Genomic DNA, 24,250 nt, shown 5'->3' with positions numbered 1-24,250 from the left:
CAATTAGATAGCTTTTTAGGGAAAATAAATGCTAATTTTGCTGGGGTATCTGGTAATACTATTGTCTGTTTTTGGCGGCTTTGCATTGGCTGGCGGGCATTTAGCAGCAATCATGCAACCTGTTGAATTATTAATTATTGCCGGAGCTGCCATCGGGTCTTTAATCGTTGGTAATAAAGCCAGTGTTTTAAAATCAATCGCCAAAGCATTACCCAATGCCTTTCGTAGCGAAAAATCAGCCAAGGTTATGTATAGAGATATCTTGGGTCTGCTGTATGCCCTTCTTAATAAGGCTCGACAAGAAGGTCTTATGTCATTGGAATCCGACGTTGACGAACCTGCAAACAGTCCAATTTTTACCAATTTCCCACGTCTAATGGCCAAACCCCATTTGATTGAATTCATGTGCGATTATTTTCGCCTGATTATCACTGCCAATATGCAGCCTTTTCAACTGGAATCGCTAATGGAAAGTGAAATTGAAACCAATCATGAAGAAGAATTGATTCCGGTACATGCTATTACCAAGCTGGGAGACGGTATGCCTGCTTTTGGTATCGTGGCTGCAGTATTAGGTGTCGTGCATACCATGGAGTCAATCAATCTACCACCAGCACAACTTGGGGTGCTGGTAGCACAGGCTTTGGTTGGAACCTTCCTCGGTATTTTATTGGGTTACGGTTTTATAGGGCCTTTAGCAACCGCAATCGAGCAACGAGCTAATGAAACCCAATTGATGCTCAATTGCATTAAGGTAACGTTATTGGCCAGTGTACACAATAATCCACCCATTATAGCGACCGAATTTGGCCGCAAGGTCCTGTTTTCTAATGCAAGGCCTTCCTTTAATGAACTCAATGAAGAAATTAAAGCAGTCAAAACTAGTAGCTAGGTAGGAGTCTATGGCTGGTAATAATAATGAAAAAAACCTTATCGTTATAAAAAAAATAAAAAAGCGCGATTCCGGCCATCATGGTGGTTCCTGGAAAATTGCCTATGCCGATTTTGTAACTGCCATGATGGCATTTTTCTTATTGATGTGGTTGCTGGCTTCCTTAAATAAAGCACAAAAAGATGGCTTATCAGAGTATTTCAAACAACCCCTCAGAATAGCCTCCATTGGTGGAGATAGCATGGGGGCTAGAAAAGAAACCATCAACGGTGGAGGTGACAATTTCAAGAAAAAGGATGGCCAAGTAGCAGGAAGCAATCAAGAAAGCGCTGAGATGAAACAACTTGAGCAATTAAAAACAGACATCATGTTGAGCATGGATAACGATCCCTCTCTATCTGAATTGAAAAAACGCCTTCTAATGGATGTTGTTTCGGAAGGATTACGCATTCAACTCATTGATAATCAAAATAAGCCGATGTTTGGAATGGGGAGTGATGAAATTGATCCTGAAATGCTGGTCGTACTTGATAAAATAGCAAAACTCTTGCAACACATGCCTAATAAGATAACGATCCAGGGTCATACAGACGCCCATCCTTACCATAACCCCGAGGATTTGGAACAAAGTAATTGGGAATTATCAACACAACGTGCTAATACGGCACGTCGTGCGCTGGTCAAATCAGGTATGCAAGAAGAGAAAGTCATGCGGGTAACAGGTTATGCCTCCACGGTTTTACTAGACAAGAAAAACCCTTTAAACCCCAATAACCGCCGCATTACGATCATTGTGATGAAAAAAGAAGCTGAAGCCAAGGTTATTAAAAATGATTGATATCAACAGGTTAAACCAATGTGCAGATTCCTGAAGCACCAGCCTTTTATTTATCTTGCTGCGCAATACTGACCTTAGCGGCTCTTTTAACCAGCCCTCATAGCAATATCTCAACTCAGAACCAATGATTACAGTAACCTAGCCGCCCATGCTATGCTTATTAAGGGTTAACTTTAATAGCGAAGCAAGGAACTCACCATGAAAACAAGGCCAGTGTATATCGCAGGAGGAATGCGAACCCCTTTTGTAAAATCAATGACCCACTATAGCAAGGTTTCAACCCAAGACTTAATGACTGCTTCGCTGCAAGAATTAGTCAAGAAAATGTATTTGGAAAATAGAATTCTTGGTGATGTTGGGCTAGGCGCTATAATGAACAGCTCCTTCAATTGGAACCTGGCACGAGAATGTGTTCTGGGGACCTCACTTGATCCCCATACTCCCGCTTATACATTACAACGTGCCTGCGGTACCAGTCTTGAAACAACCCTACAAGTTGCACTTAAAATTGCTAACTTTCAAATCGATGATGGGATAGCAGCAGGAATCGATTCAAACAGTGATTTGCCCATTATGTTTAAACCCTCTTTTGCCCAAAAATTACTTGCCTTGCATAATGCCAGGGATTTCACTACCAAATTAAAAATCATCGCTTCATTTCGTCCTGCTGATTTTAAACCTCAATTTCCTGCTGTTGTTGAGCCACGCACTGGTTTATCAATGGGACAGCATACCGAGAAAATGGTCAAAGAATGGGGAATTACCCGCCAAGCCCAGGATGAGCTAACCCTCACTAGCCATCAAAATGCGGTCAAAGCCTATGAAGAGGGTTTCTACGATGATCTCGTTTTTCCTTTTATGGGCTTACAGCGAGATACTTTTTTGCGTGCTGATACAAGCATGGAAAAACTGGCTAAATTAAAACCGGCTTTTGACAAAAGCGATGCTGGTACTTTAACAGCAGGCAACAGCACCCCTCTAACCGATGGTTCAGCCGCCGTGTATTTATTATGCGAGGATATTGCCAAAAAATTTAATCATCCAATGCTTGCTCGTTTTGTGGATGCTCAGGTTGCTGCAGTTGATTTTGTTGGCGGAGAAGGGTTACTTATGGCTCCAACCAAGGCCGTTAGTGAATTATTAAAGCGTAATAAATTGACCTTACAGGACTTCGATTTTTATGAAATTCATGAAGCGTTTGCCGGCCAGGTTCTCTGCACCCTCAAAGCCTGGGAATCGGATGAATATTGTAAGAAAGTGCTCAATCAAAACCAGGCACTGGGGTCCATTGATAAAACAAAAATGAATATTAAAGGAGGGAGTGTTGCCTTGGGACACCCTTTTGCCGCTACAGGAGCACGTATTGTCGCTAATCTTGCCAAATTACTGCATCAACGAGGTAGTGGTCGAGGTTTAATCTCTGTCTGTACAGCAGGTGGCATGGGAGTAGCGGCGCTTATGGAAGCGGTGTAACGAACGAAAAATAATTGCAAGCTTGCGTGCCCTTGAGTACACAATTCATTCTCTTTTGATTTATCACTATGTTATTGCTTTTTCACTTTCCTGACTCTATAAAACAAGGAATACCATCCGTTAGCAAACACGACCTCATACGCCCTTAATTGTTATTTATCCCTACAAACAGCTATATTATTTAGGCTCTAATCAATCATTTTTTATGGAGTGCTCGAAATTAATTATATATGGTACGGTATTAAACGCTTTTTTCGCTATTTTTTTGTCACAACTCTAGCAGGATGTGTTACTTACCTACCTATTTTTATTTATTTTATTCTCCCTACGGTAATTATTATGAGCTTTGTTTTAGCACTAAATGACGTGATTCTAGCCAAACAATCCAGAATATTTTTACCTTCTTTTAGTCCAATGTACGCTTATTTGCTCAGTTGGGTATTTACCATTGCCATTGCCTTATTCCTAATTACCTTATTAATCCTAGGAATAAAAGGAGAGTTATGAAGCTTGATAATACTGCTATTTCCCTTGTTTTAAAGCGCTTTACACATTATTGGTGCGTCGGTGCAATTTGCAGTACATTTACTCTAATTTCTGGTTTTTTTATTTGGAGTTTGTTAATAGTTAGTCTTTCTAGCTTGTTGTTATCTATTGAGGATCTGACAACTTATAAACGTATGGCTTATTATCCCCCTACTTTTACCAGGCTCTATCTGAGTATTTGCCTTATCGCAGCTGTTTTAACTGCGATCGTTAATTTTCTAATGTATAGTTATTTAAATTCGTAGGTGCACCTACAATGTATTCTTTAGACTGACTGCGAGTTTTAAATTTTTGGCAGAAGATTTTCAGCCCACGTTCCACAGCAAGTTTTTAAACCTATCTAATTAATCTGCTTGAATTGGGTTCCCATACCAAAAAATCGATCAAACTAAAATAAGACATAGAGCAAATTATCAATAAACGAAGGAGTTATGCTCGCGCTCATCCTCATTTTTGGTTCTTTAAGAGACATGCCATTAAATAGTGATACCGTAACGTAAGTAGCGAGCAATTGGGACATCTTGGTTGGTAGCTGCGACGATCAGGGATCTTGGAATAATCGATTATCAATGACACCCATTTTTTTCAAGATAAACCACCAAATAGTCCTCTTTCATGGTTTATTAATGATGCAGATTGCGTTAAAGTATAGGCGCGTGTTTTACTGGACAGCAAGCTATGAAGCCCTTGACTCGTGACATTTTACTAACCCTCTCAGTCAAACTTTTGTTACTCATTGCGCTATGGTGGGTTTGTTTCAAAGATGTAGAAAAGTCTTCAAAAAATACACAGCAATGGTTATTGGGCACTAGTTTGCCATCCGATACGGCACTTATCGCTAAAAAGAAATCGTGAATTAACGCTACATTTCCTTTTAGCCTTATAAACCTCCAACTTTTGAGGTGATGCTGATGATTCCTGGTAGTGAAATAGTTGATCTCTCTCGTCTACAATTCGCCCTTACTGCACTTTACCATTTTCTCTTTGTTCCATTAACTTTGGGCCTGTCTTTATTATTAGCCATTATGGAAACAGTTTATGTGATGACTGGCCGAGAGATTTGGCGTCAAATGGTACGTTATTGGGGTATCTTATTTGGCATTAATTTCGTCTTGGGGGTAGCAACCGGTTTAACCATGGAATTCCAATTTGGAACAAATTGGGCTTACTACTCACATTATGTTGGTGATATCTTTGGTGCGCCATTAGCTATTGAAGGACTGATGGCTTTCTTTTTAGAAGCGACTTTTGTAGGTCTATTCTTCTTTGGCTGGGATAGATTAAGTAAATTCCAACATATGTGTTGTACCTGGTTACTTGCGCTAGGTACCAATTTATCGGCATTATGGATCTTGATTGCTAACGGCTGGATGCAAAATCCTGTTGGTGCAAAATTTGATTATCAAACGATGCGTATGGAAGTCACTGACTTTGCTGAAGTTATGTTCAATCCCGTTGCGCAAGCAAAATTTGTTCATACCATAAGTGCTGGTTATGTGACTGGAGCTATCTTTGTCCTGGCAGTTAGCGCCTATTTTCTCTTGCGCGGCCGCAACAAAGAATTAGCCAAACGTTCTATGACGGTTGCTGTTTCTTTTGGTTTAGCCTCCGCTTTATCAGTAGTCGTGTTAGGTGATGAAAGTGGTTATCTCTCAAACTCAAACCAAAAAATGAAATTAGCCGCCATAGAAGCAATGTGGCACACTGAAAAAGCACCTGCCGGTTTAACCTTTATTGGTATTCCAAACGAAAAAGAGATGAAAACCGATTACGCCATTGAGATTCCCTATGTATTGGGAATCATTGCTACCCGTTCATTTAATGAGCCAATGGAAGGTATTTACGATCTCATTGAACAAGGAAAACAACAAATTCGTGAAGGCATCCTGGCCTATGACGCCCTAACCCGTTTGCAGAAAAACCGCAATGATGAAGCAGCAAAAATTGCGTTTGAGCAACATGGTAACTACCTGGGATACGGCTTGTTACTTAAGAAATATACGGAAACCGTTACTGACGCCAGTGAAGAACAAATTGCACAGGCAGCCCAGGATTTGAAACCACACGTTATCCCTCTATTTTTCTCCTTCCGTATCATGGTTGCTTGCGGAATTTTCTTTATCCTCTTATTTGCTGTTGGTTTCTATCTCATTGTTAGACGCAGACTACACACGACACGCTGGTATTTACACATCGCGTTCTGGTCATTGCCTTTACCATGGATTGCTGCGGAACTTGGTTGGGTAGTAGCAGAATATGGACGCCAACCTTGGGTGGTACAAGGTATTTTACCAACATTTATGGGTACTTCTTCTCTTCATTCATCGCAGTTGTTAACTTCACTCGCGGGTTTTATCCTGTTCTACACCGCCCTCGCCATAGTTGAAGTCTATTTAATGGTGAAATACATCCGTCTCGGCCCCGATGGCATGCAACATCAAACTGGAGAAGCATAATGCCCTTAGATTACGAAACATTACGTGTTATATGGTGGGTTCTGTTAGGTGTTCTGCTGATTGGTTTCGCCATAATGGACGGCTTTGACCTCGGTGTTGCCATGTGGTTACCCTGCCTTTCTAGAAATGATTGGGAAAGACGAATTCTTATTAACAGCATTGCGCCAACCTGGGAAGGGAACCAGGTTTGGTTTATCTTGGGTGGTGGTGCAATCTTTGCAGCATGGCCCATGCTCTACGCCATTTCTTTCTCAGGCTTTTATCTGGCAATGTTACTTATCTTGCTTGCTCTGATTTTGCGCCCAGTAGGCTTTAAGTATCGCTCCAAAATGTCCCATCCTGGATGGCGTTCTTGTTGGGATTGGGCCTTGTTTACAGGTGGCTTTGTTCCTTCATTAATCTTTGGAGTCGCTGTTGGTAATGTCTTACAAGGCGTACCTTTTCATTTTGATGACAGTTTACGTCCTTTCTATACAGGGACATTCGTTGCTTTACTGAATCCTTTTGCTTTATTGTGCGGTTTACTTTCTGTATCCATGCTTGCAATGCATGGCGCTTTTTTCATTCATGTCAAAACAGAAGGAGATCTCCAGCAACGCGCAAAAACTGCAGGAAAGATTTGCGCTGCATTAACCATCGTTCTATTTATCTGTGGGGGCTTGTGGGTTTACTATGGCATTGATGGTTATATTTTAACTAACTCACCCTTGCATGATGGCCCATCTAACCCGCTCTATAAAAACGCTGCTCGCCATGCAGGAGCCTGGTTCTCTAATTTTCAGGACATGCCTGTTACCTTGCTTGTACCGATACTCGGTATTGCCGGTGCTCTTTTAGCCATATTAGTTGCAGCAAAAGCCCGCCTGGCTTTTATTTTTAGTGCTATTTCTATTATTGGTATCATTGCAACTGTCGGGGTTAGTATGTTCCCATTCATTCTGCCCTCTTCCTCTAATCCGGAACAAAGTTTAATTGTCTGGGACAGTTCCTCTAGCCAGTTAACCCTTTTTATTATGTTGATAGCAACAGCAATTTTCTTGCCTATTATCTTAATCTACACCGCCTGGGTTTACCGTGTGTTGCGTGGTAAAGTAACCGTTGAAACGATTAAGGCCAATCACGAAACAGCCTATTAGGAGTTATTAATCATGTGGTATTTTTCTTGGATTTTGGGTACAGGCTTGGCTTGTACCTTCGCGGTATTAAACGCAATGTGGCTTGAATTACACGAAAACGATAAAGCAGCTGACTTATCAAAATCCTCAGAGGGCGTGCCCATTAATACCTAGGGATTTGTGGGAAGTCCATTCAGATGCACTCATTTAATTCTGAATTTTAGTTTTGAGATTCTGTGTATGCAATAACCTGTCTGCCACGTAACGGCCGACTAACTGTCCCATAAGGACAGCAAGATAGGCTTGACCTGTAAATGACTCAAACCAGGATAAGGTTTGGGCAATTGGACTTTTAGGAACGATGTCGCCAAATCCCAACGTAGTGAGGGTTACAAAAGAATAATAAATCATCGTATTCTCAGTCCTATCAACTAAACCCAAAAACGCGCCAGGATCCAGTATACAAACAAACAGATCAAGATAGGCATAGGCCAGTCCAATAAAAAGATAAGCGGATAGAGAGCCAAATAACGTGGTTACACTAATTGTTTTATCCGCCAAGGTATAATGTAAACAACCAGCCGTCATCAAAGAAAAATAGCAAGTAGCAAAAAATGCCTTGATTGCTCCTACCCACGATTGAGCCAACCATAGACTAATAACAATAAGCAATAGCTCGATAAAAGCGATACCAAGAATCAATAACAATAGCTTATTCCCCCGTTCTCCGATTAATACCAAACTAAAAATAATCAGAATCAGAAAAAATAAATCAGTCACTCTTGATAGCTCGAACTGTGACTCCAATGCTTTAGAAAAACAAAAAAGCAATAATACAAAAAAAAGAAATAAAAACCGCAGGCGTTTAATGAGTTTGATTAAATGAAATAGGCGTCTCATTGTTGATCTCGGGCGTGAAATCATCCTTGGTGTTTCCCAAGTATCTCTGCACAGTCAATAAAGATCAATTGTCTTCAATTAGGGGGCTGAAGCAGGATCAAAAGGACGTCATTATGGTCTAAAATTAACTTAAAAGAAAATTAAATATGCTTTTAACAGCATGGTTGTAATAAGCAACCGCTTTATTCAGGAGTACAATCATGAGTCATGAAGATGAAGCACTTACCATTTCAAATCCGCGTTTACTCTCGGCTGTTTATTTCGCTTTGTTAGCCGTTATCGCGACTGTAATCATTGATTTATTCTTTTATTCGATAGGATTAGAACGACTGTTACCAACTTTTCAGGCGATTCTTCTAGCCGTTATTGTAGCAGCCTGTTTTGGAGCCCTTTTTGGAGAACGTATTGTTCATTGTCCTCAACCTTATCGCCGTAAAACTTTTTTATGGGGGTTTTTAATGGTTATTGTGGCCCTGCCTTTTTATGATTTGGGATTCATTTATCTTCTCAGGGGCTCCTATAGCCATTCTTTTGAGGGATCAACCTTCAGTAATTTGGCTGTTATGTATTTATTTGTCTTACTATACAGCTTTATACTGGCAGGACTCTGGTTGGCTATTGCGGCGGGATTTGCAGCGATGTATTTACGTGGACATTTAGTTTACGACATACTACATTCAAAAAATCAGCGGCAAACAACGCCTGTTTCTTTACAACAAAAAGCAGAAGCAGTGAAGCAGACTAAGAATGATAAAATAATAACTCACTAAATGGCGGGTGCTATGACCTTGAAAGCTGACGACCAAAATCCATTAAGCCCCAAATTTGCTGGGGCTATTTTCTTTGCTATTTTTGCTGTGCTATTTATGCTGTTTACTAAATACACCTTATTATCACTAAAAGACAGTTTGTCACTGCCTCTATTACCCTCGCTATTGATTGCCGCAATTACCGGTGCTTTTGCTGGAGGGATATTTGGGGAAGTTTTAGCAAAAAAATGCCACTGGTTACGTCCTTTTTTCATTGGTATTTTATTAGCCTGCCTATCACTTATTTTAGGTAGTTTAGGCGTATTGACTCATTCTTACTTAAGCAACCCCAGTTTTTTTGCTCGTTTCCACCACTGGCAAGACTATTTTGTTGTGTATGGTGTAGTGTTATTATCCTTAACATTAACGATTGGTCTATGGCTCATTCCTCTTACAGGCTTGGTAGCCATTTATTTTAATAAGCACTTTTTCCCAGGCCTCCTCGCTGTGGATGAAAAGCGGCAACTAGAAAATAAACAAAGCAAAACTGATTCCACTAAATCTGATGAATAATAAAACACAGTTATTAACCCTTATGCGAGAAGGGGCTATTGTTATTACCCCTAATAATCGCTTAAGCACCGAACTGTTAAATGATTTTTTTGCTGCCGTCCCTCTTTCCATTCAAGATAAACCCCGATGTTTTCCATACCGGGCATTTTTATTAGATACTTTCAAAAAAATAAGGCATAAAAACCCGCACACTAATTACCCTATCGTATTAACCACACAGCAACTTCGTCATTTATGGCGCCAAATACTTAGTAATCACGCATCACTACCTGTTAACGAGGGATTATTAAAAGCCGTTGAAGAAGCATGGACCCGTTGTCATTTATGGCAACTCGATTTTCATCACCCAGCCTTTTCTTACACGGCACAAACTCGCCAGTTTCAGCAATGGGCGCGGCAACTTCAACAAGAACTCGACAAACTGGATGCAATAACAGAAGACGAATTAGCGACTTATCTAAGTACGCAACAGAACATATTAGATGCACAACCCTTAATCTGGGCTTGTTTTGATGATTACACCCCCCAACAAAAAGCCTTGCAAAAACTATTTAATGCTCAAGGTTGTCAAATCTATCATTACGATTTGGCCCCCCAGCCAGCTATCGGTTACCAATGTATCGCACAAAATGACGACGATGAACAGCAACAACTTATCCATTGGATAAAAGGACGCCTAGCCCAAGGAGAAACGCATATTGCAGTCGTTGTCCCTGATTTACAAATTCAATCTCAGGGCTTACAACGTCTTTTACAACAGCAGTTTCCCGTAGAACAATTCAACCTGTCTTTAGGTCAAGCCTTGGCTGATTACCCTTTAGTCGCCCACGCTTTATGCTGGCTGCATCTCGATGGAAAAACAATAACAGCCCAGCAAGCACGCTTGCTCTTACACTCGCCTTACCTTGCCTACTCACAAACAGAAATGTTAGCAAGGGCACAATGTATGGAAGACAGTTCTTCATTACGAGAACTCAATATTGCCTCTAGCACATTGATTAAAGACTGGCATTATACCGCGCCTAAACTTGCTAAAGTCCTGGAAAATATAACGGCCTATCCTGAACATGCGTCCCCACAAACTTGGGCAAACGCATTTAAGACACGGCTTGCAGCCATGGGATTTCCAGGTGAATATCCTCTCGACTCAGCAACGTATCAATGTTATCAGCGCTTTTTAATCGTATTTGACGAATTTAAACAATTGGCACTAATTACACCAAGTATGAACAAAGAGCAGGCTCTCCTGACTTTAAACGAACTATTGAAATCAACCATCTTTCAACCCAAAAAAGCAAAAGCGGTTATTCAGGTTCTTGGTTTATTAGAGGCATCAGGTTGTCTGTTTGAAAGCCTTTGGGTCACAGGTCTTACTGATCAATGTTTACCACAAAAAGCAAGACTATCAGCCTTTATACCTATTTCCTTGCAGCGTGCTTATTCCATGCCACACGCAGACCCGCTACGTGAACTACAATTGGCACAAAAAACTTTAGCAAGATTAAAAAACAGTAGCGCACATACCGTATTTAGCTATTCTCGCTTAAGCAAGGATCAGCCCAATATGCCAAGTCCCTTGCTTGTCGATTTAGAAACCTACTATGCGCCACTTATTGAAACAGTCGCTCAACAATCGCATCTAACAAGTTTCAATGAAACCTACTACCTGCCACTGATCGACAATGAAAACATTCGTGGCGGAACTGCTATCTTGGCAAATCAGGCCAAATGCCCGTTTAGAGCCTTTGCCGCCCATCGTCTCCATGTAAGAGCAGCCGCGGAAATGTCAACGGGTCCAGACGCGATGGAGCGTGGTCAGTTAATTCATAAGATCATGGAGCTATTATGGCAAACGTTGCAAACTCAAGAAAATCTTTTATCTCTTGATGAAGGGCAATTAAACGAACTTATCGTGAACGCCATTACCTCCGCCATAGAACCTTTGGTAAAACAAAGACCATCCTCTTTCTCTACTCTGATACAGGACGTTGAACTAGTAAGGCTTAAACGATTAGTCCATGCCTGCCTGACATGGGAACGGCAACGACCACCATTTAGCGTAGATGCTTTAGAACAAACGTTTACCATTAATCTGGCTGGAATTGATTTTTATGTACGGGTTGACCGTTTAGATAACGTTGCAGAAAATAAAAAATGGGTGATCGATTATAAAAGTAGTTTGCCGCAAAGCCTGCCATGGAAAGAAGATCGCCCACAGGAACCTCAACTCTTACTCTATGCTTTATTAGATGAAACAATTAATGCACTGTTGTTTGCCCAGTTAAAAGCTGGTCAGTTAACCTGTAAAGGATTAAGTGCAGAAACGTATCCTGTTCCCGGCATAATAGCTTTAAAAAAAGACGAAAACTGGGTTGATTATCGCCAACACTGGCAAAGTCAATTGAATGATTTAGCCGGTGAATTCAGCCAAGGCCATTGTCCTCCCAGGCCCAATAACGGTTCGGTTTGCCAGAATTGCGACTATCAAAGTTTGTGCCGCTTTAGGAATAATTTATAGGAGTATTCATGCACCACTTGATTATCGGCTACGGTTATTGTGGCTATCATTTGGCACAATATTTATTAAACCGGCAACAAACGGTGACGGCTATATCACGTCATCTTGACGAATCAATGAATTTGCCAGGTTTACAACACATTACTCACGACATTAATAAACCTTTTCTATGGCAAGAAAAAAACACTGTCCTTTATTATTTAATTCCACCCGCCAGTGAAGGTGAACAGGATAACATTCTGCAGACCTTTCTTAGCCTAAGTTCCATACAACCTGCCAAGATTATCTATTTTGGTTCCAGTGGTGTTTATGGTAATCACCAGGGAAACTGGGTTAACGAACAGTCAAGCTGCAATTTGGATCATCCCAGACAACATCGTCGCTTAAATGCCGAACAGCAATGGCTCGCCTTTTGTAAACGACAGCAAATTCCTTGCGTTCTGTTTCGCGTGGCGGGTATTTATGGACCCAATCGCTTGCCACTGCAAGCCGCTATGGCTCAAAAACCGCTTCTTGCGCCTCGTGAAGCCCCTTACACCAATCATATCTACGTGCATGATCTCAGTGAGATTGCTTATCAGTTTGCCGAAAAAATTGAGTTAAGCGGCATTTATAATATCGCTGATGGTAAACCAGACCTGTTGGGGACTTTACAACAACAAGTTGCACAAGCACTTGGATTAGAAGCAGCACCTTATGAACCGTGGGAACAAATCTGGGCATTAGCAAGCCCAATGAAAAGAGAGTTTATGCTCGCCTCCAAACGCTTGAGCATTGATGCTTTACGCGCTACCTTAAAGGAAACATTAAAGCTCACTTCATTATCAGAGGCAGTCATTAATAGTCTTAAAGAGGAAGGTAATTTTTCATGAAGATCTTAATTGCTGGCGCGTCTGGCTTTATTGGCCAGGAATTAGTAAAAGCATTAGCCGGGCATAATCTTACTGTGTTAGGGCGAAACAGAGCAACCTTACAACAGTGCTTTTCCAACGCGGTCACCAGTTGCACTTGGGATACTCTACATGAACTGGATGCCCAGACTTATGATGTACTCATCAATCTTTGTGGTTACAACATCGGCGCATCCCGCTGGACTACAGAAGTCAAAAAACAACTTATTGAATCGCGTGTCAACACAAGTACTGCTTTGATCGATTGGGCCATCAAGCAACAGGCAAGACCTCGATTTTACTGCGCAAATGCAGTCGGTATTTATGGCCTGCAGGAGAATGGGGCTCCGGACGCTTTTGACGAAAACAGCATCCTTGATTTTAACCACCCGCGGGATTTCCTTAACGAGATAGGGCTACGCTGGCAGCAAGCCTTGCAACCAGCAATTGAGCATGGCATGCAAACAACGATTACCCGTTTTGGTGTTGTGCTTAAAAAAGGTCAGGGTATGTTAAAAAAACTAGCCCCCAGTTTTTATTTTGGCTTAGGCTCGATAGTAGGTGATGGCAGACAAGTCATTTCCTGGGTACATAGCCAGGATCTTGTCGACGCTTTTTTATTCTTATTGGATAACCCTGAATTAACCGGTGCCTTTAATCTCACATCACCCTATCCGGTAAGCCAGGCAGAATTTGCTCGTACACTGGCCAAAGCCATGCATCGTCCGTTATTATTTAAAATCCCGGCATTTATTATACGTGTGCTGTTTGGTGAAATGGGAGACTGTTTATTGCTCCAGGGACAACGAGTCATGCCCAAACGTTTACTGGAAAATGGCTATCAATTTCACTATCCACATCTGATTGACGCTTTAACGAAGGAATTTGGGTAGGGACTGTTTATCTATCTACTATCTTGGACGGGAGAGTACCATGACTAATTTTATTAAACAGACTATTGCTCTGGCAAAAGAAAATGTAAAACATGGCGGCCGACCCTTTGCCTGCCTCATAGTCCAACAGGGCCATGTCATTGCTCAAGCAACAAACCAAGTTGCACAAACCAAGGATCCGACTGCCCATGCAGAAATTGTTGCTATCCGTGAGGCTTGTACAAAGTTAGGTACGGAACATCTGACTGATTGTGAGTTTTATATTCTTGCTCACCCCTGCCCCATGTGTCTTGCAGCAATGTATTATTGTAGCCCACTTAAAGTGACCTTTATTACTACACGCGATGATTATTCCCATTATTATGTTGATCATCGGAAATATTTTACTTTGGATAATTTTTATGCTGAATTTGGCAAACCCTGGCAAGCGCGCAATTTACCAATGACTTACCACCCGGATCCGGATGGAATTGAAGTTTATAAACTTTGGCGCCAACTAAATCCCGCCCCATAATAGTGCGAACAAGGGTTACCGCAGGGATTTTTCTAAATAGATACGTGCATGGCCTTGAATATAATCCGGTACTTCGGCAATGACTTGATAGCCTAATTTTTCATAAAAGGGCTGCGCCTGGAAACCAAGTGTATCGGTAATACATCGCGTACAATTTAGGACAAGACCCTTTGATTCAGCCGCATGCAGAACGAGTGAACCAAGCCCCTGTTTCCTATGTTTTTTATCGACATAGAGCGTATCCAAATACATGGTATCGCCATGAGTCCAGATAAAAGCGCCAGCAATAATATTAGCTTTGGAATCCCTGTTAATCACCGTAAAATGGTGATTATTACCTGGCAATGCTTCTGCATTATATTCGTTTAAAGCATTTTTAAGCCATTTAATATCATCGTGAGAGCAATCAGTATCCACTAAAATTTCCAAGTGGTCCGAATCAGTATTGTTAGGCATTAAAGTCTCCGATGAAAAGAGTTATTCTAATAATTTTCTTTATTATTGAGGGTGCCGCAGTCTGATAATCAATCAGTTATACGCCCGAAAATTTCCACAGTCTAGCTCATCTTCCATATTTTGAATCGAGATATGCAGCCGCTCTATAAGCGCCGGCAGGTCGATTTCAGTCCTCGTTTTATCTAAGGCCTGCAAGGCCGCTAAATTTGGCGAGCCGTCGAAGACAGCGCGGGCCGTGCACCCGCCGCCGCCCCCACAGAAGAAGAGCGGCAAGCCCGCGTAAATTCCAAAATCCGAACCAAGACCAGCCAGACTTTCCGACCACAATTGTGATTTTTCCAATATCCAATTATAGACTTCGAGCGAACGCTTTAATTTAGGTTTTTTAAAGTTCGGGTTATTCCAAAACGCTTCTTCAGGGTCGCAATAATGATGACGTATATGCGCAGGTATCAGAGTCTGAGCCAAGCCAACTACAGTGCACCAATGCTCTTTTCTCTGTTCCTCTGTCCAATGATTATAATTCTCTACATAGGTGTGAAGCGCTATAATCAAGGGTTGTAAATTAAAGTGACGTTCCTTATGCTCTACGCCTTTTAATTGATACACTACCCCCTTAGCCATGTGCTCTTTAACTTGTTGTTCCAACGCAACTCTTATCTTTTCACCTTGCTCATTTTTGGGCAGGCAGTCGAGGAACATATTGGCCATATAACGCACGTCTTTAGTCCAAATCGCGTGTTGTAATAAAGTGATACTCGAAAACTCTGCTCCTGAAATATCTCTTAAGTGGTGTGATACTAATAAATCTTCAGGATGTTCTATTAATATTGCCTTCATCTCATCTTGTGCACCTAAACCCGCCAGGGTGAACAGAACTTCTATCCTTAAGTCTGGACGTATACGGAGTAATTTCGCTATTTGGGCAATCTTACCCTCTGCAGCAAACTGGGCTAATTTTTCCAGGATGGCATCTCTTTTAAATAGGCGGTAGATGTTCCGTTCAATCATGGACATCACATCCGTGCCTTTATAGGTTTCTATTCCTTTAACGATATCAGCTATCTCTTTGTATTATATAAGTTTTTTAAAAAATCCACTCTCTTTTTTCTCTTGTGCCATGAAATCACCACGATAATATTAATTGGCATATTGTTATTAATTAAACTTTTAAATCCATAATTGATTACGCGTTTGCTTATTGACCAAAAGATTTCGCGACAACGATGTCTTATCCACAAATTCTGTGGATAAGACTGTGTAAAGACTGTCAAACTCTGCTTAAACTAAGCGCCTCCTTGAATGTTCAGCAACTTGTCAAACCAGATTCATAAGCTAAGTAAGAAAAAATTTACTATTTTAATGAATTAATTCCATTCAATAGGCGAAGTCACGCAAGACTCTAAAGAAAAAACTAAGGAGCAGGATAGGCGAGTAATCCAAAATTTTCCTGCAATCCTTCTCATGAAAACTAAACTAAGCCCGGCTAAAATCAAAAGCCAAGATGTTTGCAATCGCTGATTGGTTACATGCCAAAGCTAGAAGTCTATCAATGCCCAGGGCAACGCCACTGCAGGGTGGCAAACCATGCTCTAAAGCTTGCAACAAATATTCATCAGGCTGAGGTTGAGATAAGCCCTGCCGTTCACGGATAGCCAAATCTTGCTTAAAACGCATTGCCTGAGCCCTGGCATCAGTGAGTTCATGGAAACCATTCGCCAGTTCAACCCCTTTAAAGTAAATTTCAAAGCGCTCAGCAACCCCTTGATTGATCTTCGCCAAAGCGGCTTGTGAAGGTGGGAAATTATAAACAGCCACCGGCAAAGGTTCTTTGCCCAGTGCAGGCTCAACCACGTGACTCATTAATAAAAACAAATATTGATCCGGATCTTGTTCATTGGGTGTGAGCACGTTATCCAGTTCAAATCGGTGGACAATCTTTTGTAGCTGGGGAATTGTTGCTGTATGAGGATCAAAATCACAATGCTCAAGAAAGACCTGTTGATAGGTTTTTCTCAACATCGGTTGGCAATTCAAGATCAATTGTAACAAGGCATCCATTTCATCCATCAAAGCATGATGATCAATATCCAATTGATACCATTCAAGCATGGTAAATTCTGGGTTATGCCAACGACCCAATTCATCGTCACGAAAAACTCGTGCTAATTGAAAAATAGGTCCACTGCCCGCAGCCAATAAACGCTTCATGTGGTATTCCGGTGACGTTTGCAGGCAATAACTTTGTTCGCGAAAAGTTGCTTTGATATTTGCCAAATAAACATCAGTGATACCGAAACGCGCCATAATTGGCGTCTCGACTTCCAAATAACCGCGTTGATTGAAAAACTCACGAATTTGGCTAAGGATTCTTGCTCGCTGCTGCAAAAATTCTATAGACGCAGAAGGCTTCCAGAGTACTTCCTTATCCATTAATAAAAAATCCCTAATTCAAGACGAGCTGCTTCGGTCATTCGTTCTTGCGTCCACGGCGGGTCCCAAACCAATTCAACGGTGCAATCGCTGACTCCTTCAACTTGATTAACCGCTTGTTCAACAGTACCAGGAAACGTTTGTGCTACCGGACACCCAGGTGTAGTTAAAGTCATCTGGATGTGAACATGCTGTTCTTCATTAATAGCAACATCATAAATCAAACCCAAATCATAAATATTAACTGGTATTTCCGGATCAAAGACGTTTCTAAGCGCTGTGATGATCTGTTCTTTTAAAAGGTCATGATCCTGCTTTTTTTTAAATCCAAACATGGCAATTACTCCGTAGAAACAGTTTCTGAACTCTTCGAGAGTGCAGCTTCCAGAGTATGCCAGGCCAGGGTGGCACATTTAACCCGTGCAGGATAAGCCCTTACACCAGCCAGCACAGCAAGCTTGTCTAAAGAGAGTAATTGGTTATCATCATCTTTGGTTACCATCGTATGAAAACGCTCAAACAATTGATGCGCTTCTTCAACTGTTTTACCAACCAGGGCTTCTGTCATTAGCGAGGCAGAGGCCTGTGAAATTGCACAACCGCAACCAACAAAACTTACATCAACGATAATCCCAGCCTCAAGTTTCAGATAAACAGTCAATTTATCACCACAAAGAGGGTTAAACCCATTCGCTTGGGTCGTTGCATCAGGCATAGGATGGTGATTACGCGGATTGCGATTATGATCAATAATAATTTCCTGATAAAGCTCCCGCAATTCCATACTCATGCAAATACCTCTTTCACCTTATGCAAGGCTCGAATACAACGATCAATTTCTTCCTTCGTATTATAGAAAGATAAGGAAATTCGGCTTGTTGCAGCCACATCAAAAAAACTCATTAATGGCATCGCGCAGTGATGGCCACTACGAATAGCAATGCCAGCACTATCTAATATTGTGCCAATATCATGCGCATGAATTTTTCCATGGACAAAAGAAATAACCGGCACTTTTTGTTTCGCTGTACCAATAATATTAAACCCCTTCACCGACTGCACAGCCAAGGTAGCATAATCAAGCAAGTGGGCTTCGTAAGCGGCAACGGCCTCCATATCCAAAGACCATAGATAATCCATAGCAGCACCTAAGCCAATTACCCCCGCTATATTGGGAGTACCTGCTTCAAACTTGTGAGGGAGGGCAGCGTATTCGGTTGCTTCAAGAGTAACGTAGTTAATCATCTCACCGCCACCTTGATAAGGCACCATATCATCCAGGAGATGTTCTTTCCCCCATAACACACCAATGCCCGTAGGCCCATACATTTTATGACCAGAAAAAGCATAAAAATCGCAATCCAGGGCCTGCACATCAATAGGCAAATGTGCTGTGGCTTGTGCACCATCCAGCAAGACCAATGCACCATGGGCATGAGCCATCTCAATCATTTTTGCAACGGGATTAATTGTACCTAAAGCATTTGAGGCATAGCTGATAGAAACAAATTTCGTGTTTTCATTCAGCATTTTTTCAAATTCGTCCAACAGGATTTCACCCTCAATGGAAATAGGGGCGACTCGTAAGCGGGCACCGGTTTTTTTACAAACCATTTGCCAGGGAACAATATTGGAATGATGTTCCATATGAGTGATCAAAATTTCTTCGCCAGGAAGGATGCGTGGAGCAACAAAACTTTGTGCTACCAGATTAATCCCTTCCGTCGTACCACGCACAAAAATACATTCACGGGCGGAGCGGGCATTAATAAAATGCTGCACTTTGTTACGCACCGCTTCATATTGTTGTGTAGCGCGTACACTTAAAGCATGCACCCCGCGATGTACATTCGCATTATCATAAGAATAATAATGGGCAATCGCGTCGATCACTGATTTGGGTTTTTGCGTCGTTGCTGCATTATCCAAATAAGTTAAGGGATAGTCATTTATTGTTTGATTCAGTACCGGAAAATCAGCACGAATAGCCTCGATATCCCGATCTTCGATTAAAGCTGTTGCTGCACTCATACTCTCACCTCAACTGCTGATTTAGCAAAGTCCCCATCCATTCCGCAAGCGTACGATGCGGAAGAAGACGTAAATTATCAGCGGCAAACGCATGGATTAAGTAACTACTTGCTTCACGTCTATCTATCCCACGAGTTGCCAAATAGAACAAAGCATCCTCATCCAATTGCCCTACCGTCGCTCCATGTGTACAAACCACGTCATCAGCAAAAATTTCTAATTGCGGTTTACTATCAATTTCGGCCTGCGCAGATAACAGCAGATTCTTATTTTGCTGTTTGGCTTGGGTATGCTGTGCTCCCCTGGCTACGATTACTTTGCCATTAAACACAGCACGGGAACGCCCGCTCAAAATCCCTTTATAATCCTGTTCGCTCTGGCAATTGGGTACTCTATGATGGATGGTCGTGTGATGATCAATATGCTGGCCTTCGGCAGGGGCATAAATACCATTAAGTAAACAACGCGCATTCTCTTCCTGCAAATCCAGGCTCATATCACTACGGACCAGTTTGCCACCCAAACTCAAAGAATGACTATCAAATTGACTATTTTTTGCCAACTTCGCTGCAAGATAGCCAATGTGATAAGCCGACTTACTCTCACGCTGAATTTTATAATGAAGCACTTTGGCATGCGCGGCAGCAAATACCTCAGTAATCGTGCTGGTAAAATAACTACACGCTTCTTCACCTCGATATTCTTCAATGATCGTAGCCTCACTCCCTTCTTCAGCGATAATGAGATGGCGACCATAAACAGCCTGATTGGGTTGATCTTGCCAATGCGATAAAACAATCGGTTCTTCAACACAAACACCTGCTGGCAAATAAATAACAACACCGGTGGCCAACATCGCTGTATTTAACGCATGAAACCCATTTTCATGACGTAACAATTGACCCAAATAGGGTTTAATCTTATCAGTCTGTTGCTCAAGAGCCTGGGCAAGCGATTGTACTAGAACTCCTGCAGGCAATTGTTTGGCAAGTAGATCAGTACCAAATACTTGACCATTCTGGATAATTAATTGCATGCTTGCTGGTAAATCAGAACGAGGAGGCGTCGATTCAGACGTCAAAATACCCGGCTGTTTTGCAAAGCGTTGCTGCAAAAATGAGTCTACCAGCGTGTATTTCCAATCCTCATCCTGTCGTGTTGGAAAACCGTAGCGAGTCAATTCACGCAAGCCTTTTGCCTGTAATTCGGCTAGCCAGGGTATGGTTGATATCCCTGCCTTGGCTTGCTGCTTATAAAAATCAAGGAGTTCACTCATGCCTGCTCAGTCTCCTCAAGCCAACTGTATCCTTTTTTCTCCAACTCTAATGCTAATGACTTGTCACCAGACTTAATGATACGACCATTGGCTAACACATGAATAAAATCAGGTTCAATATAATCTAACAATCGCTGATAGTGGGTTACCAGAATGATGGCACGTTCCGGCGAACGCATGGCATTGACTCCCTGCGAAATAATCCGCAATGCATCAATATCCAGGCCTGAATCTGTTTCATCAAGAATGGCAAGTTTCGGTTCAAGAGCCAGCATCTGTAAAATTTCATTGCGCTTTTTCTCACCACCAGAAAAGCCTTCATTGATGCTTCGGTATAAAAAACTCTCATCCATATCTAGTAACTGACATTTTTCGCGAATAAAACTTAAAAACTCAATGGCATCCAGCGTGTTTTTACCCTGCCCTTTACGTACCGCATTCACCGCGGCTTTAAGGAAATTAATATTGGTTACACCAGGAATTTCAACCGGGTATTGGAAAGACATAAAAATTCCCGCTTGAGCACGTTCTTCAGGTGCCAAGGGCAATAAATCCTTTCCTAAATAAGTGATGGAACCATCGGTTATCTCATAGGCTGGGTGTCCGGCCAAAACTTTTGATAAAGTACTTTTACCAGAACCATTGGGTCCCATAATGGCATGAACTTCACCTGGTTTTACGGTGAGATCAATGCCTTTTAGAATAGGTTGCGCATTAATTGCGACATTTAATTGATTGATTGCTAACATATTAACCGACTGCCCCTTCCAAACTAATGCCTAATAACTTAGTAGCCTCTACAGCAAACTCCATAGGTAACTCTTTCAAGACTTGTTTGCAGAACCCATTGACGATCATGGAGACGGCGTCTTCTGTATCGATGCCGCGCTGTTGACAATAAAACAACTGTTCTTCACTGATTTTAGACGTGGTTGCTTCATGCTCTAATTGTGCCGTAGGGTTTTTAACCTCAATATAAGGAAAAGTATGGGCTGAACATTCAGAGCCCATTAACATCGAATCACATTGCGTATAATTACGCGCATTGGTAGCCGTAGGAGCAATCCGCACCAGGCCACGATAAGCATTGTGTGATCGACCAGCGCTGATTCCTTTGGAGATAATGGTAGAACGTGTGTTTTTACCCAAATGGATCATCTTCGTTCCAGTATCAGCCTGCTGAAAATTATTAGTAAGTGCTACAGAATAAAACTCACCGACTGAATCATCACCTTGCAAAATAACACTAGGGTATTTCCAGGTAATTGCCGAACCGGTTTCAATTTGTGTCCACGAAATTTTCGAGCGTTGACCGCGACAAGCACCGCGCTTGGTAACAAAATTATAAATACCACCTTTCCCTTCTTTATCACCCGGGTACCAATTTTGTACGGTTGAATATTTAATCTGCGCGCCTTCCAGTGCTACTAATTCAACCACTGCCGCATGCAATTGATTCTCATCACGCATCGGTGCGGTACAACCTTCCAGGTAAGATACATAGCTATCACTATCCGCAATAATTAGAGTACGTTCAAACTGACCCGTTGAAGCGGCATTAATACGAAAATAAGTAGATAATTCCATAGGACAACGTACGCCCTTGGGAATATAAATAAAGGAGCCATCACTAAATACAGCTGAATTAAGTGCTGCATAAAAATTATCACGATAAGGCACAACAGAGCCCAGGTACTGGCGTAGCAAATCAGGGTATTTATGCACAGCCTCTGAAAAAGGACAGAAAATAACACCAACCTCAGCCAACTTCGCCTTAAAGGTTGTCGCCACAGAGACACTATCAAAAACTGCATCAACGGCTACACCGGCAAGCATTTCCTGTTCTTTTAAAGGAATACCTAATTTCTCATAAGTCCGCAATAACTCTGGATCAACTTCATCAAGACTTTTAGGCGCATCTTTTTTACTTTTGGGGGCCGAATAATAAGAAATAGCCTGATAATCGATTGGCGAGTAATGCACACTGGACCATTCAGGATGCGGCATAGTTTGCCAATGCCTGAATGCAGCCAAACGCCATTGCAATAAGAACTCTGGCTCACCTTTAATTGCCGACAGACGACGAATCACCTCTTCGTCCAAACCTGGCTCGAAGGTTTCAACCTCAATGTCTGTAACGAAACCATGTTGATATTCCCGCTCAAGGAGGGAATTAATTTGTTCACTGCTTTTCGCCATTACTCACTCCACTTGCCAACTGCCTGATGCGGTTAATATCAACCGCCTGGAGAGATGGTTTTGCCAATGCCTCCAAACTCACACTATCCAGTGCTGTTTCGATAGCTTGGCTTATTAACCGCCAATTGCCTTGAATGTGACAGACTCCCTGCAAGGAACATTCATTCGGTTGCAAACTGCACTCAGTCAACCCGCGCTGCTCTTCCAAAGCATAAATAATCGCGGCGACTGATATCTCACTTGCAGCCCGCTGCAAACGGTATCCTCCACTCACACCACGTACTGAAGTCAGTAATCCTGCCGCAGTTAGGCGTTTTAATAATTTGCTGACTGTTGGTACAGTCAAATGAGTGTGTAACGCGATATCACGTGCATTACAAAGCGTTTGTGCCCGCTTCGCGAGATACACCATCACAACTGTTCCATAATCGGCCAATTTGCTGATGCGCAGCATACCACCCCCACACCAAATAATCTAGTACCAAATAAGTCTTAATTTTACAGGAATTATATTCTTTAATATAGTACTAATTCAGTTCTATTTAAAGCAAAAGACGAATGATACTCCATTTTAGAAGTCAGAGGCAATCAAAATAGAATTGACTCCGCGAGTTAGTAATTTCTTCAAGATCAATTAGATAGAGTTGTTCTTTATTTTATCACACCGACCAAGTGAAATACAAATAGTCAAGCTGAACAATTGACATCCATCCTTTAGGCGTTATAATGCCGGCACTTACTCTCAGTGGAATGACCGATGAAAGGATCTTTTAAAGTTATCATGAAAACTCTGGCAGTAATAAGTTGTACTGCTTTGTTTTTCTCTCCTGCTTTTGCTGAACCAGCAAATCTTAGCTTAGTTAAAAAAGAGATTCAGGTTTATCATGATTCTGGTCTTTATGAAAAAGAATTGGCGCAAGTTATCGCTCAAGCACGCGGTTATATTGTCAAAGAAGCTCTAGCAAACAGCCAGAGTAGAAATCCCAAAAAATTGGCTGTCGTACTTGATATCGATGAGACGAGTTTAAGTAACTACGATAAAATGGTTAAACGGGATTTTGTTGCCAATCGTGCCCAATTACATAAAGAAATTTTAGCTGCCGATGCACCAGCAATAGCACCCATGTTAGCTCTTTACCAGGATGCCCTGAAACATGGTGTGAAAGTCTTTTTTGTCACTGGACGCCCTCTTTCTGAATTAAAAGCGACCAGGGCCAATTTATTACGTGCAGGTTTTAACCATTGGGCGGGTCTTTATTTACGACCTGATACCTATCGTCAACCTTCGATTACCCCTTTCAAAACCCAGGCGCGAAAATCAATTGTCAATCAAGGATATACAGTAATTGCATCGATTGGCGATCAAGACAGTGATCTGAAAGGCGGCTTTATGCAAAAAGGATTTAAGCTACCTAACCCATTTTATCACTTACCGTAAGATTCTGCGTAAACCGCAGTTGTAGCCCGGGATTTTAAAGCGCTTGGTATCTGGTTTTGA

Annotated in this window: 27 protein-coding genes; 16 read left to right on the top strand and 11 right to left on the bottom strand. The window is 41.7% G+C overall.

Translation table 11 applies throughout. The features are described from left to right. Nucleotides 1-28: 28 nt before the first annotated feature. From motA to cydX, 9 genes are all read left to right on the top strand, one after another. Nucleotides 29-892 carry a flagellar motor stator protein MotA gene (gene motA, locus ACN4Z1_RS03650; RefSeq protein ID WP_115220668.1) on the top strand — a complete coding sequence of 288 codons (864 nt, stop codon included), beginning with the start codon at nucleotides 29-31 and terminating at the stop codon, nucleotides 890-892. A gap of 10 nt (nucleotides 893-902) precedes the next feature. Beyond that, nucleotides 903-1,730, top strand: a complete 828-nt coding sequence (gene motB, locus ACN4Z1_RS03645) for a flagellar motor protein MotB (protein WP_058446504.1) — start codon at nucleotides 903-905, stop codon at nucleotides 1,728-1,730. Between the two features lie 198 nt (nucleotides 1,731-1,928). After that, the gene (locus ACN4Z1_RS03640) at nucleotides 1,929-3,203 is read left to right on the top strand and encodes an acetyl-CoA C-acetyltransferase (RefSeq protein WP_228363199.1); all 1,275 of its coding nucleotides are present in this window, start codon (nucleotides 1,929-1,931) and stop codon (nucleotides 3,201-3,203) included. Between the two features lie 339 nt (nucleotides 3,204-3,542). Further along, the gene (locus ACN4Z1_RS03635; RefSeq protein ID WP_228363200.1) at nucleotides 3,543-3,710 is read left to right on the top strand and encodes a hypothetical protein; all 168 of its coding nucleotides are present in this window, start codon (nucleotides 3,543-3,545) and stop codon (nucleotides 3,708-3,710) included. Beyond that, nucleotides 3,707-3,994, top strand: a complete 288-nt coding sequence (locus ACN4Z1_RS03630) for a hypothetical protein (protein ID WP_228363201.1) — start codon at nucleotides 3,707-3,709, stop codon at nucleotides 3,992-3,994. The genes ACN4Z1_RS03635 and ACN4Z1_RS03630 overlap by 4 nt, the downstream gene beginning before the upstream one ends. Nucleotides 3,995-4,427: 433 nt before the next feature. Next, the gene (cydP, locus tag ACN4Z1_RS03625) at nucleotides 4,428-4,604 is read left to right on the top strand and encodes a cytochrome oxidase putative small subunit CydP (RefSeq protein ID WP_228363202.1); all 177 of its coding nucleotides are present in this window, start codon (nucleotides 4,428-4,430) and stop codon (nucleotides 4,602-4,604) included. Between the two features lie 56 nt (nucleotides 4,605-4,660). Then, a complete protein-coding gene (locus tag ACN4Z1_RS03620) occupies nucleotides 4,661-6,205 on the top strand; it encodes a cytochrome ubiquinol oxidase subunit I (RefSeq protein WP_115220664.1) in 1,545 nt (514 codons plus the stop codon). Further along, entirely contained in the window at nucleotides 6,205-7,341 is a 1,137-nt protein-coding gene (gene cydB, locus ACN4Z1_RS03615; RefSeq protein ID WP_228363203.1) for a cytochrome d ubiquinol oxidase subunit II, read from the top strand. The genes ACN4Z1_RS03620 and cydB overlap by 1 nt, the downstream gene beginning before the upstream one ends. A 9-nt stretch (nucleotides 7,342-7,350) precedes the next feature. After that, entirely contained in the window at nucleotides 7,351-7,494 is a 144-nt protein-coding gene (cydX, locus tag ACN4Z1_RS03610; protein ID WP_228364065.1) for a cytochrome bd-I oxidase subunit CydX, read from the top strand. Nucleotides 7,495-7,527: 33 nt separating this feature from the next. On the opposite strand, the gene ACN4Z1_RS03605 is transcribed toward cydX, so the two are convergent. After that, nucleotides 7,528-8,220, bottom strand: a complete 693-nt coding sequence (locus tag ACN4Z1_RS03605) for a potassium channel family protein (RefSeq protein WP_228363204.1) — start codon at nucleotides 8,218-8,220, stop codon at nucleotides 7,528-7,530. Between the two features lie 200 nt (nucleotides 8,221-8,420). Between ACN4Z1_RS03605 and ACN4Z1_RS03600 the strand changes: the two genes are divergently transcribed. From ACN4Z1_RS03600 to ACN4Z1_RS03575, 6 genes are read left to right on the top strand one after another with little or no spacing between them, the layout of a single operon-like run. Next, a complete protein-coding gene (locus ACN4Z1_RS03600; RefSeq protein ID WP_115220660.1) occupies nucleotides 8,421-8,990 on the top strand; it encodes a hypothetical protein in 570 nt (189 codons plus the stop codon). 12 nt (nucleotides 8,991-9,002) lie between these two features. Next, the gene (locus ACN4Z1_RS03595) at nucleotides 9,003-9,542 is read left to right on the top strand and encodes a hypothetical protein (RefSeq protein ID WP_228363205.1); all 540 of its coding nucleotides are present in this window, start codon (nucleotides 9,003-9,005) and stop codon (nucleotides 9,540-9,542) included. Beyond that, nucleotides 9,535-12,060 (top strand): PD-(D/E)XK nuclease family protein, encoded by a 2,526-nt coding sequence (locus ACN4Z1_RS03590; protein ID WP_419388084.1) that lies wholly within the window; start codon nucleotides 9,535-9,537, stop codon nucleotides 12,058-12,060. Before ACN4Z1_RS03595 ends, ACN4Z1_RS03590 begins: the two co-directional genes overlap by 8 nt. Before the next feature lie 8 nt (nucleotides 12,061-12,068). After that, nucleotides 12,069-12,932 carry an SDR family oxidoreductase gene (locus tag ACN4Z1_RS03585; protein ID WP_419388083.1) on the top strand — a complete coding sequence of 288 codons (864 nt, stop codon included), beginning with the start codon at nucleotides 12,069-12,071 and terminating at the stop codon, nucleotides 12,930-12,932. Beyond that, nucleotides 12,929-13,843, top strand: coding sequence for a TIGR01777 family oxidoreductase (locus tag ACN4Z1_RS03580; RefSeq protein ID WP_228363208.1), 915 nt, complete (start codon nucleotides 12,929-12,931; stop codon nucleotides 13,841-13,843). The genes ACN4Z1_RS03585 and ACN4Z1_RS03580 overlap by 4 nt, the downstream gene beginning before the upstream one ends. A 40-nt stretch (nucleotides 13,844-13,883) precedes the next feature. Further along, nucleotides 13,884-14,357 carry a nucleoside deaminase gene (locus ACN4Z1_RS03575; protein ID WP_228363209.1) on the top strand — a complete coding sequence of 158 codons (474 nt, stop codon included), beginning with the start codon at nucleotides 13,884-13,886 and terminating at the stop codon, nucleotides 14,355-14,357. Between the two features lie 15 nt (nucleotides 14,358-14,372). On the opposite strand, the gene ACN4Z1_RS03570 is transcribed toward ACN4Z1_RS03575, so the two are convergent. The 10 genes from ACN4Z1_RS03570 to ACN4Z1_RS03525 form a co-directional block, all read right to left on the bottom strand. After that, entirely contained in the window at nucleotides 14,373-14,813 is a 441-nt protein-coding gene (locus ACN4Z1_RS03570) for a GNAT family N-acetyltransferase (protein WP_228363210.1), read from the bottom strand. A 72-nt stretch (nucleotides 14,814-14,885) separates the two neighbouring features. Continuing rightward, nucleotides 14,886-15,824, bottom strand: a complete 939-nt coding sequence (locus tag ACN4Z1_RS03565) for a hypothetical protein (RefSeq protein WP_419388082.1) — start codon at nucleotides 15,822-15,824, stop codon at nucleotides 14,886-14,888. 465 nt (nucleotides 15,825-16,289) lie between these two features. Then, nucleotides 16,290-17,246 carry an elongation factor P--(R)-beta-lysine ligase gene (gene epmA / locus ACN4Z1_RS03560; protein ID WP_228363212.1) on the bottom strand — a complete coding sequence of 319 codons (957 nt, stop codon included), beginning with the start codon at nucleotides 17,244-17,246 and terminating at the stop codon, nucleotides 16,290-16,292. After that, on the bottom strand, nucleotides 17,246-17,581 hold the full coding sequence (locus ACN4Z1_RS03555) for an SUF system Fe-S cluster assembly protein (protein ID WP_115220652.1): 336 nt from the start codon (nucleotides 17,579-17,581) through the stop codon (nucleotides 17,246-17,248). The genes epmA and ACN4Z1_RS03555 overlap by 1 nt, the downstream gene beginning before the upstream one ends. A gap of 5 nt (nucleotides 17,582-17,586) precedes the next feature. Next, nucleotides 17,587-18,036: a Fe-S cluster assembly sulfur transfer protein SufU gene (gene sufU / locus ACN4Z1_RS03550; protein ID WP_058446533.1), complete on the bottom strand. Its 450-nt coding sequence runs from the start codon at nucleotides 18,034-18,036 to the stop codon at nucleotides 17,587-17,589. Continuing rightward, nucleotides 18,033-19,277, bottom strand: a complete 1,245-nt coding sequence (locus tag ACN4Z1_RS03545) for a cysteine desulfurase (RefSeq protein ID WP_228363213.1) — start codon at nucleotides 19,275-19,277, stop codon at nucleotides 18,033-18,035. Before ACN4Z1_RS03545 ends, sufU begins: the two co-directional genes overlap by 4 nt. 4 nt (nucleotides 19,278-19,281) lie before the next feature. Continuing rightward, nucleotides 19,282-20,553 carry a Fe-S cluster assembly protein SufD gene (gene sufD, locus ACN4Z1_RS03540; RefSeq protein ID WP_228363214.1) on the bottom strand — a complete coding sequence of 424 codons (1,272 nt, stop codon included), beginning with the start codon at nucleotides 20,551-20,553 and terminating at the stop codon, nucleotides 19,282-19,284. Next, nucleotides 20,550-21,302, bottom strand: a complete 753-nt coding sequence (gene sufC, locus ACN4Z1_RS03535; protein ID WP_228363215.1) for a Fe-S cluster assembly ATPase SufC — start codon at nucleotides 21,300-21,302, stop codon at nucleotides 20,550-20,552. Before sufC ends, sufD begins: the two co-directional genes overlap by 4 nt. A 1-nt stretch (nucleotide 21,303) precedes the next feature. Further along, nucleotides 21,304-22,752, bottom strand: coding sequence for a Fe-S cluster assembly protein SufB (sufB, locus tag ACN4Z1_RS03530; RefSeq protein WP_419388081.1), 1,449 nt, complete (start codon nucleotides 22,750-22,752; stop codon nucleotides 21,304-21,306). Further along, nucleotides 22,736-23,206 carry an SUF system Fe-S cluster assembly regulator gene (locus ACN4Z1_RS03525; protein WP_019218120.1) on the bottom strand — a complete coding sequence of 157 codons (471 nt, stop codon included), beginning with the start codon at nucleotides 23,204-23,206 and terminating at the stop codon, nucleotides 22,736-22,738. The genes sufB and ACN4Z1_RS03525 overlap by 17 nt, the downstream gene beginning before the upstream one ends. 303 nt (nucleotides 23,207-23,509) lie before the next feature. Between ACN4Z1_RS03525 and ACN4Z1_RS03520 the strand changes: the two genes are divergently transcribed. After that, nucleotides 23,510-24,190: an HAD family acid phosphatase gene (locus tag ACN4Z1_RS03520; RefSeq protein ID WP_370634537.1), complete on the top strand. Its 681-nt coding sequence runs from the start codon at nucleotides 23,510-23,512 to the stop codon at nucleotides 24,188-24,190. The last annotated feature ends 60 nt before the right edge of the window (nucleotides 24,191-24,250 follow it).

The sequence above is a fragment of the Legionella sp. ST3F1 genome (assembly GCF_048553315.1).
Lineage (GTDB): Bacteria > Pseudomonadota > Gammaproteobacteria > Legionellales > Legionellaceae > Tatlockia > Tatlockia donaldsonii.
This window is presented reverse-complemented; position numbering and strand designations above follow the sequence as displayed.

Coding starts and splice junctions, on each gene's coding strand:
- motA (WP_115220668.1), top strand. CDS start 29: ATGCTAATTTTGCTGGGGTATCTGGTAATACTATTGTCTGTTTTTGGC.
- motB (WP_058446504.1), top strand. CDS start 903: ATGGCTGGTAATAATAATGAAAAAAACCTTATCGTTATAAAAAAAATA.
- ACN4Z1_RS03640 (WP_228363199.1), top strand. CDS start 1,929: ATGAAAACAAGGCCAGTGTATATCGCAGGAGGAATGCGAACCCCTTTT.
- ACN4Z1_RS03635 (WP_228363200.1), top strand. CDS start 3,543: ATGAGCTTTGTTTTAGCACTAAATGACGTGATTCTAGCCAAACAATCC.
- ACN4Z1_RS03630 (WP_228363201.1), top strand. CDS start 3,707: ATGAAGCTTGATAATACTGCTATTTCCCTTGTTTTAAAGCGCTTTACA.
- cydP (WP_228363202.1), top strand. CDS start 4,428: ATGAAGCCCTTGACTCGTGACATTTTACTAACCCTCTCAGTCAAACTT.
- ACN4Z1_RS03620 (WP_115220664.1), top strand. CDS start 4,661: ATGATTCCTGGTAGTGAAATAGTTGATCTCTCTCGTCTACAATTCGCC.
- cydB (WP_228363203.1), top strand. CDS start 6,205: ATGCCCTTAGATTACGAAACATTACGTGTTATATGGTGGGTTCTGTTA.
- ACN4Z1_RS03605 (WP_228363204.1), bottom strand. CDS start 8,220: ATGAGACGCCTATTTCATTTAATCAAACTCATTAAACGCCTGCGGTTT.
- ACN4Z1_RS03600 (WP_115220660.1), top strand. CDS start 8,421: ATGAGTCATGAAGATGAAGCACTTACCATTTCAAATCCGCGTTTACTC.
- ACN4Z1_RS03595 (WP_228363205.1), top strand. CDS start 9,003: ATGACCTTGAAAGCTGACGACCAAAATCCATTAAGCCCCAAATTTGCT.
- ACN4Z1_RS03590 (WP_419388084.1), top strand. CDS start 9,535: ATGAATAATAAAACACAGTTATTAACCCTTATGCGAGAAGGGGCTATT.
- ACN4Z1_RS03585 (WP_419388083.1), top strand. CDS start 12,069: ATGCACCACTTGATTATCGGCTACGGTTATTGTGGCTATCATTTGGCA.
- ACN4Z1_RS03580 (WP_228363208.1), top strand. CDS start 12,929: ATGAAGATCTTAATTGCTGGCGCGTCTGGCTTTATTGGCCAGGAATTA.
- ACN4Z1_RS03575 (WP_228363209.1), top strand. CDS start 13,884: ATGACTAATTTTATTAAACAGACTATTGCTCTGGCAAAAGAAAATGTA.
- ACN4Z1_RS03570 (WP_228363210.1), bottom strand. CDS start 14,813: ATGCCTAACAATACTGATTCGGACCACTTGGAAATTTTAGTGGATACT.
- ACN4Z1_RS03565 (WP_419388082.1), bottom strand. CDS start 15,824: ATGATTGAACGGAACATCTACCGCCTATTTAAAAGAGATGCCATCCTG.
- epmA (WP_228363212.1), bottom strand. CDS start 17,246: ATGGATAAGGAAGTACTCTGGAAGCCTTCTGCGTCTATAGAATTTTTG.
- ACN4Z1_RS03555 (WP_115220652.1), bottom strand. CDS start 17,581: ATGTTTGGATTTAAAAAAAAGCAGGATCATGACCTTTTAAAAGAACAG.
- sufU (WP_058446533.1), bottom strand. CDS start 18,036: ATGAGTATGGAATTGCGGGAGCTTTATCAGGAAATTATTATTGATCAT.
- ACN4Z1_RS03545 (WP_228363213.1), bottom strand. CDS start 19,277: ATGAGTGCAGCAACAGCTTTAATCGAAGATCGGGATATCGAGGCTATT.
- sufD (WP_228363214.1), bottom strand. CDS start 20,553: ATGAGTGAACTCCTTGATTTTTATAAGCAGCAAGCCAAGGCAGGGATA.
- sufC (WP_228363215.1), bottom strand. CDS start 21,302: ATGTTAGCAATCAATCAATTAAATGTCGCAATTAATGCGCAACCTATT.
- sufB (WP_419388081.1), bottom strand. CDS start 22,752: ATGGCGAAAAGCAGTGAACAAATTAATTCCCTCCTTGAGCGGGAATAT.
- ACN4Z1_RS03525 (WP_019218120.1), bottom strand. CDS start 23,206: ATGCTGCGCATCAGCAAATTGGCCGATTATGGAACAGTTGTGATGGTG.
- ACN4Z1_RS03520 (WP_370634537.1), top strand. CDS start 23,510: ATGAAAGGATCTTTTAAAGTTATCATGAAAACTCTGGCAGTAATAAGT.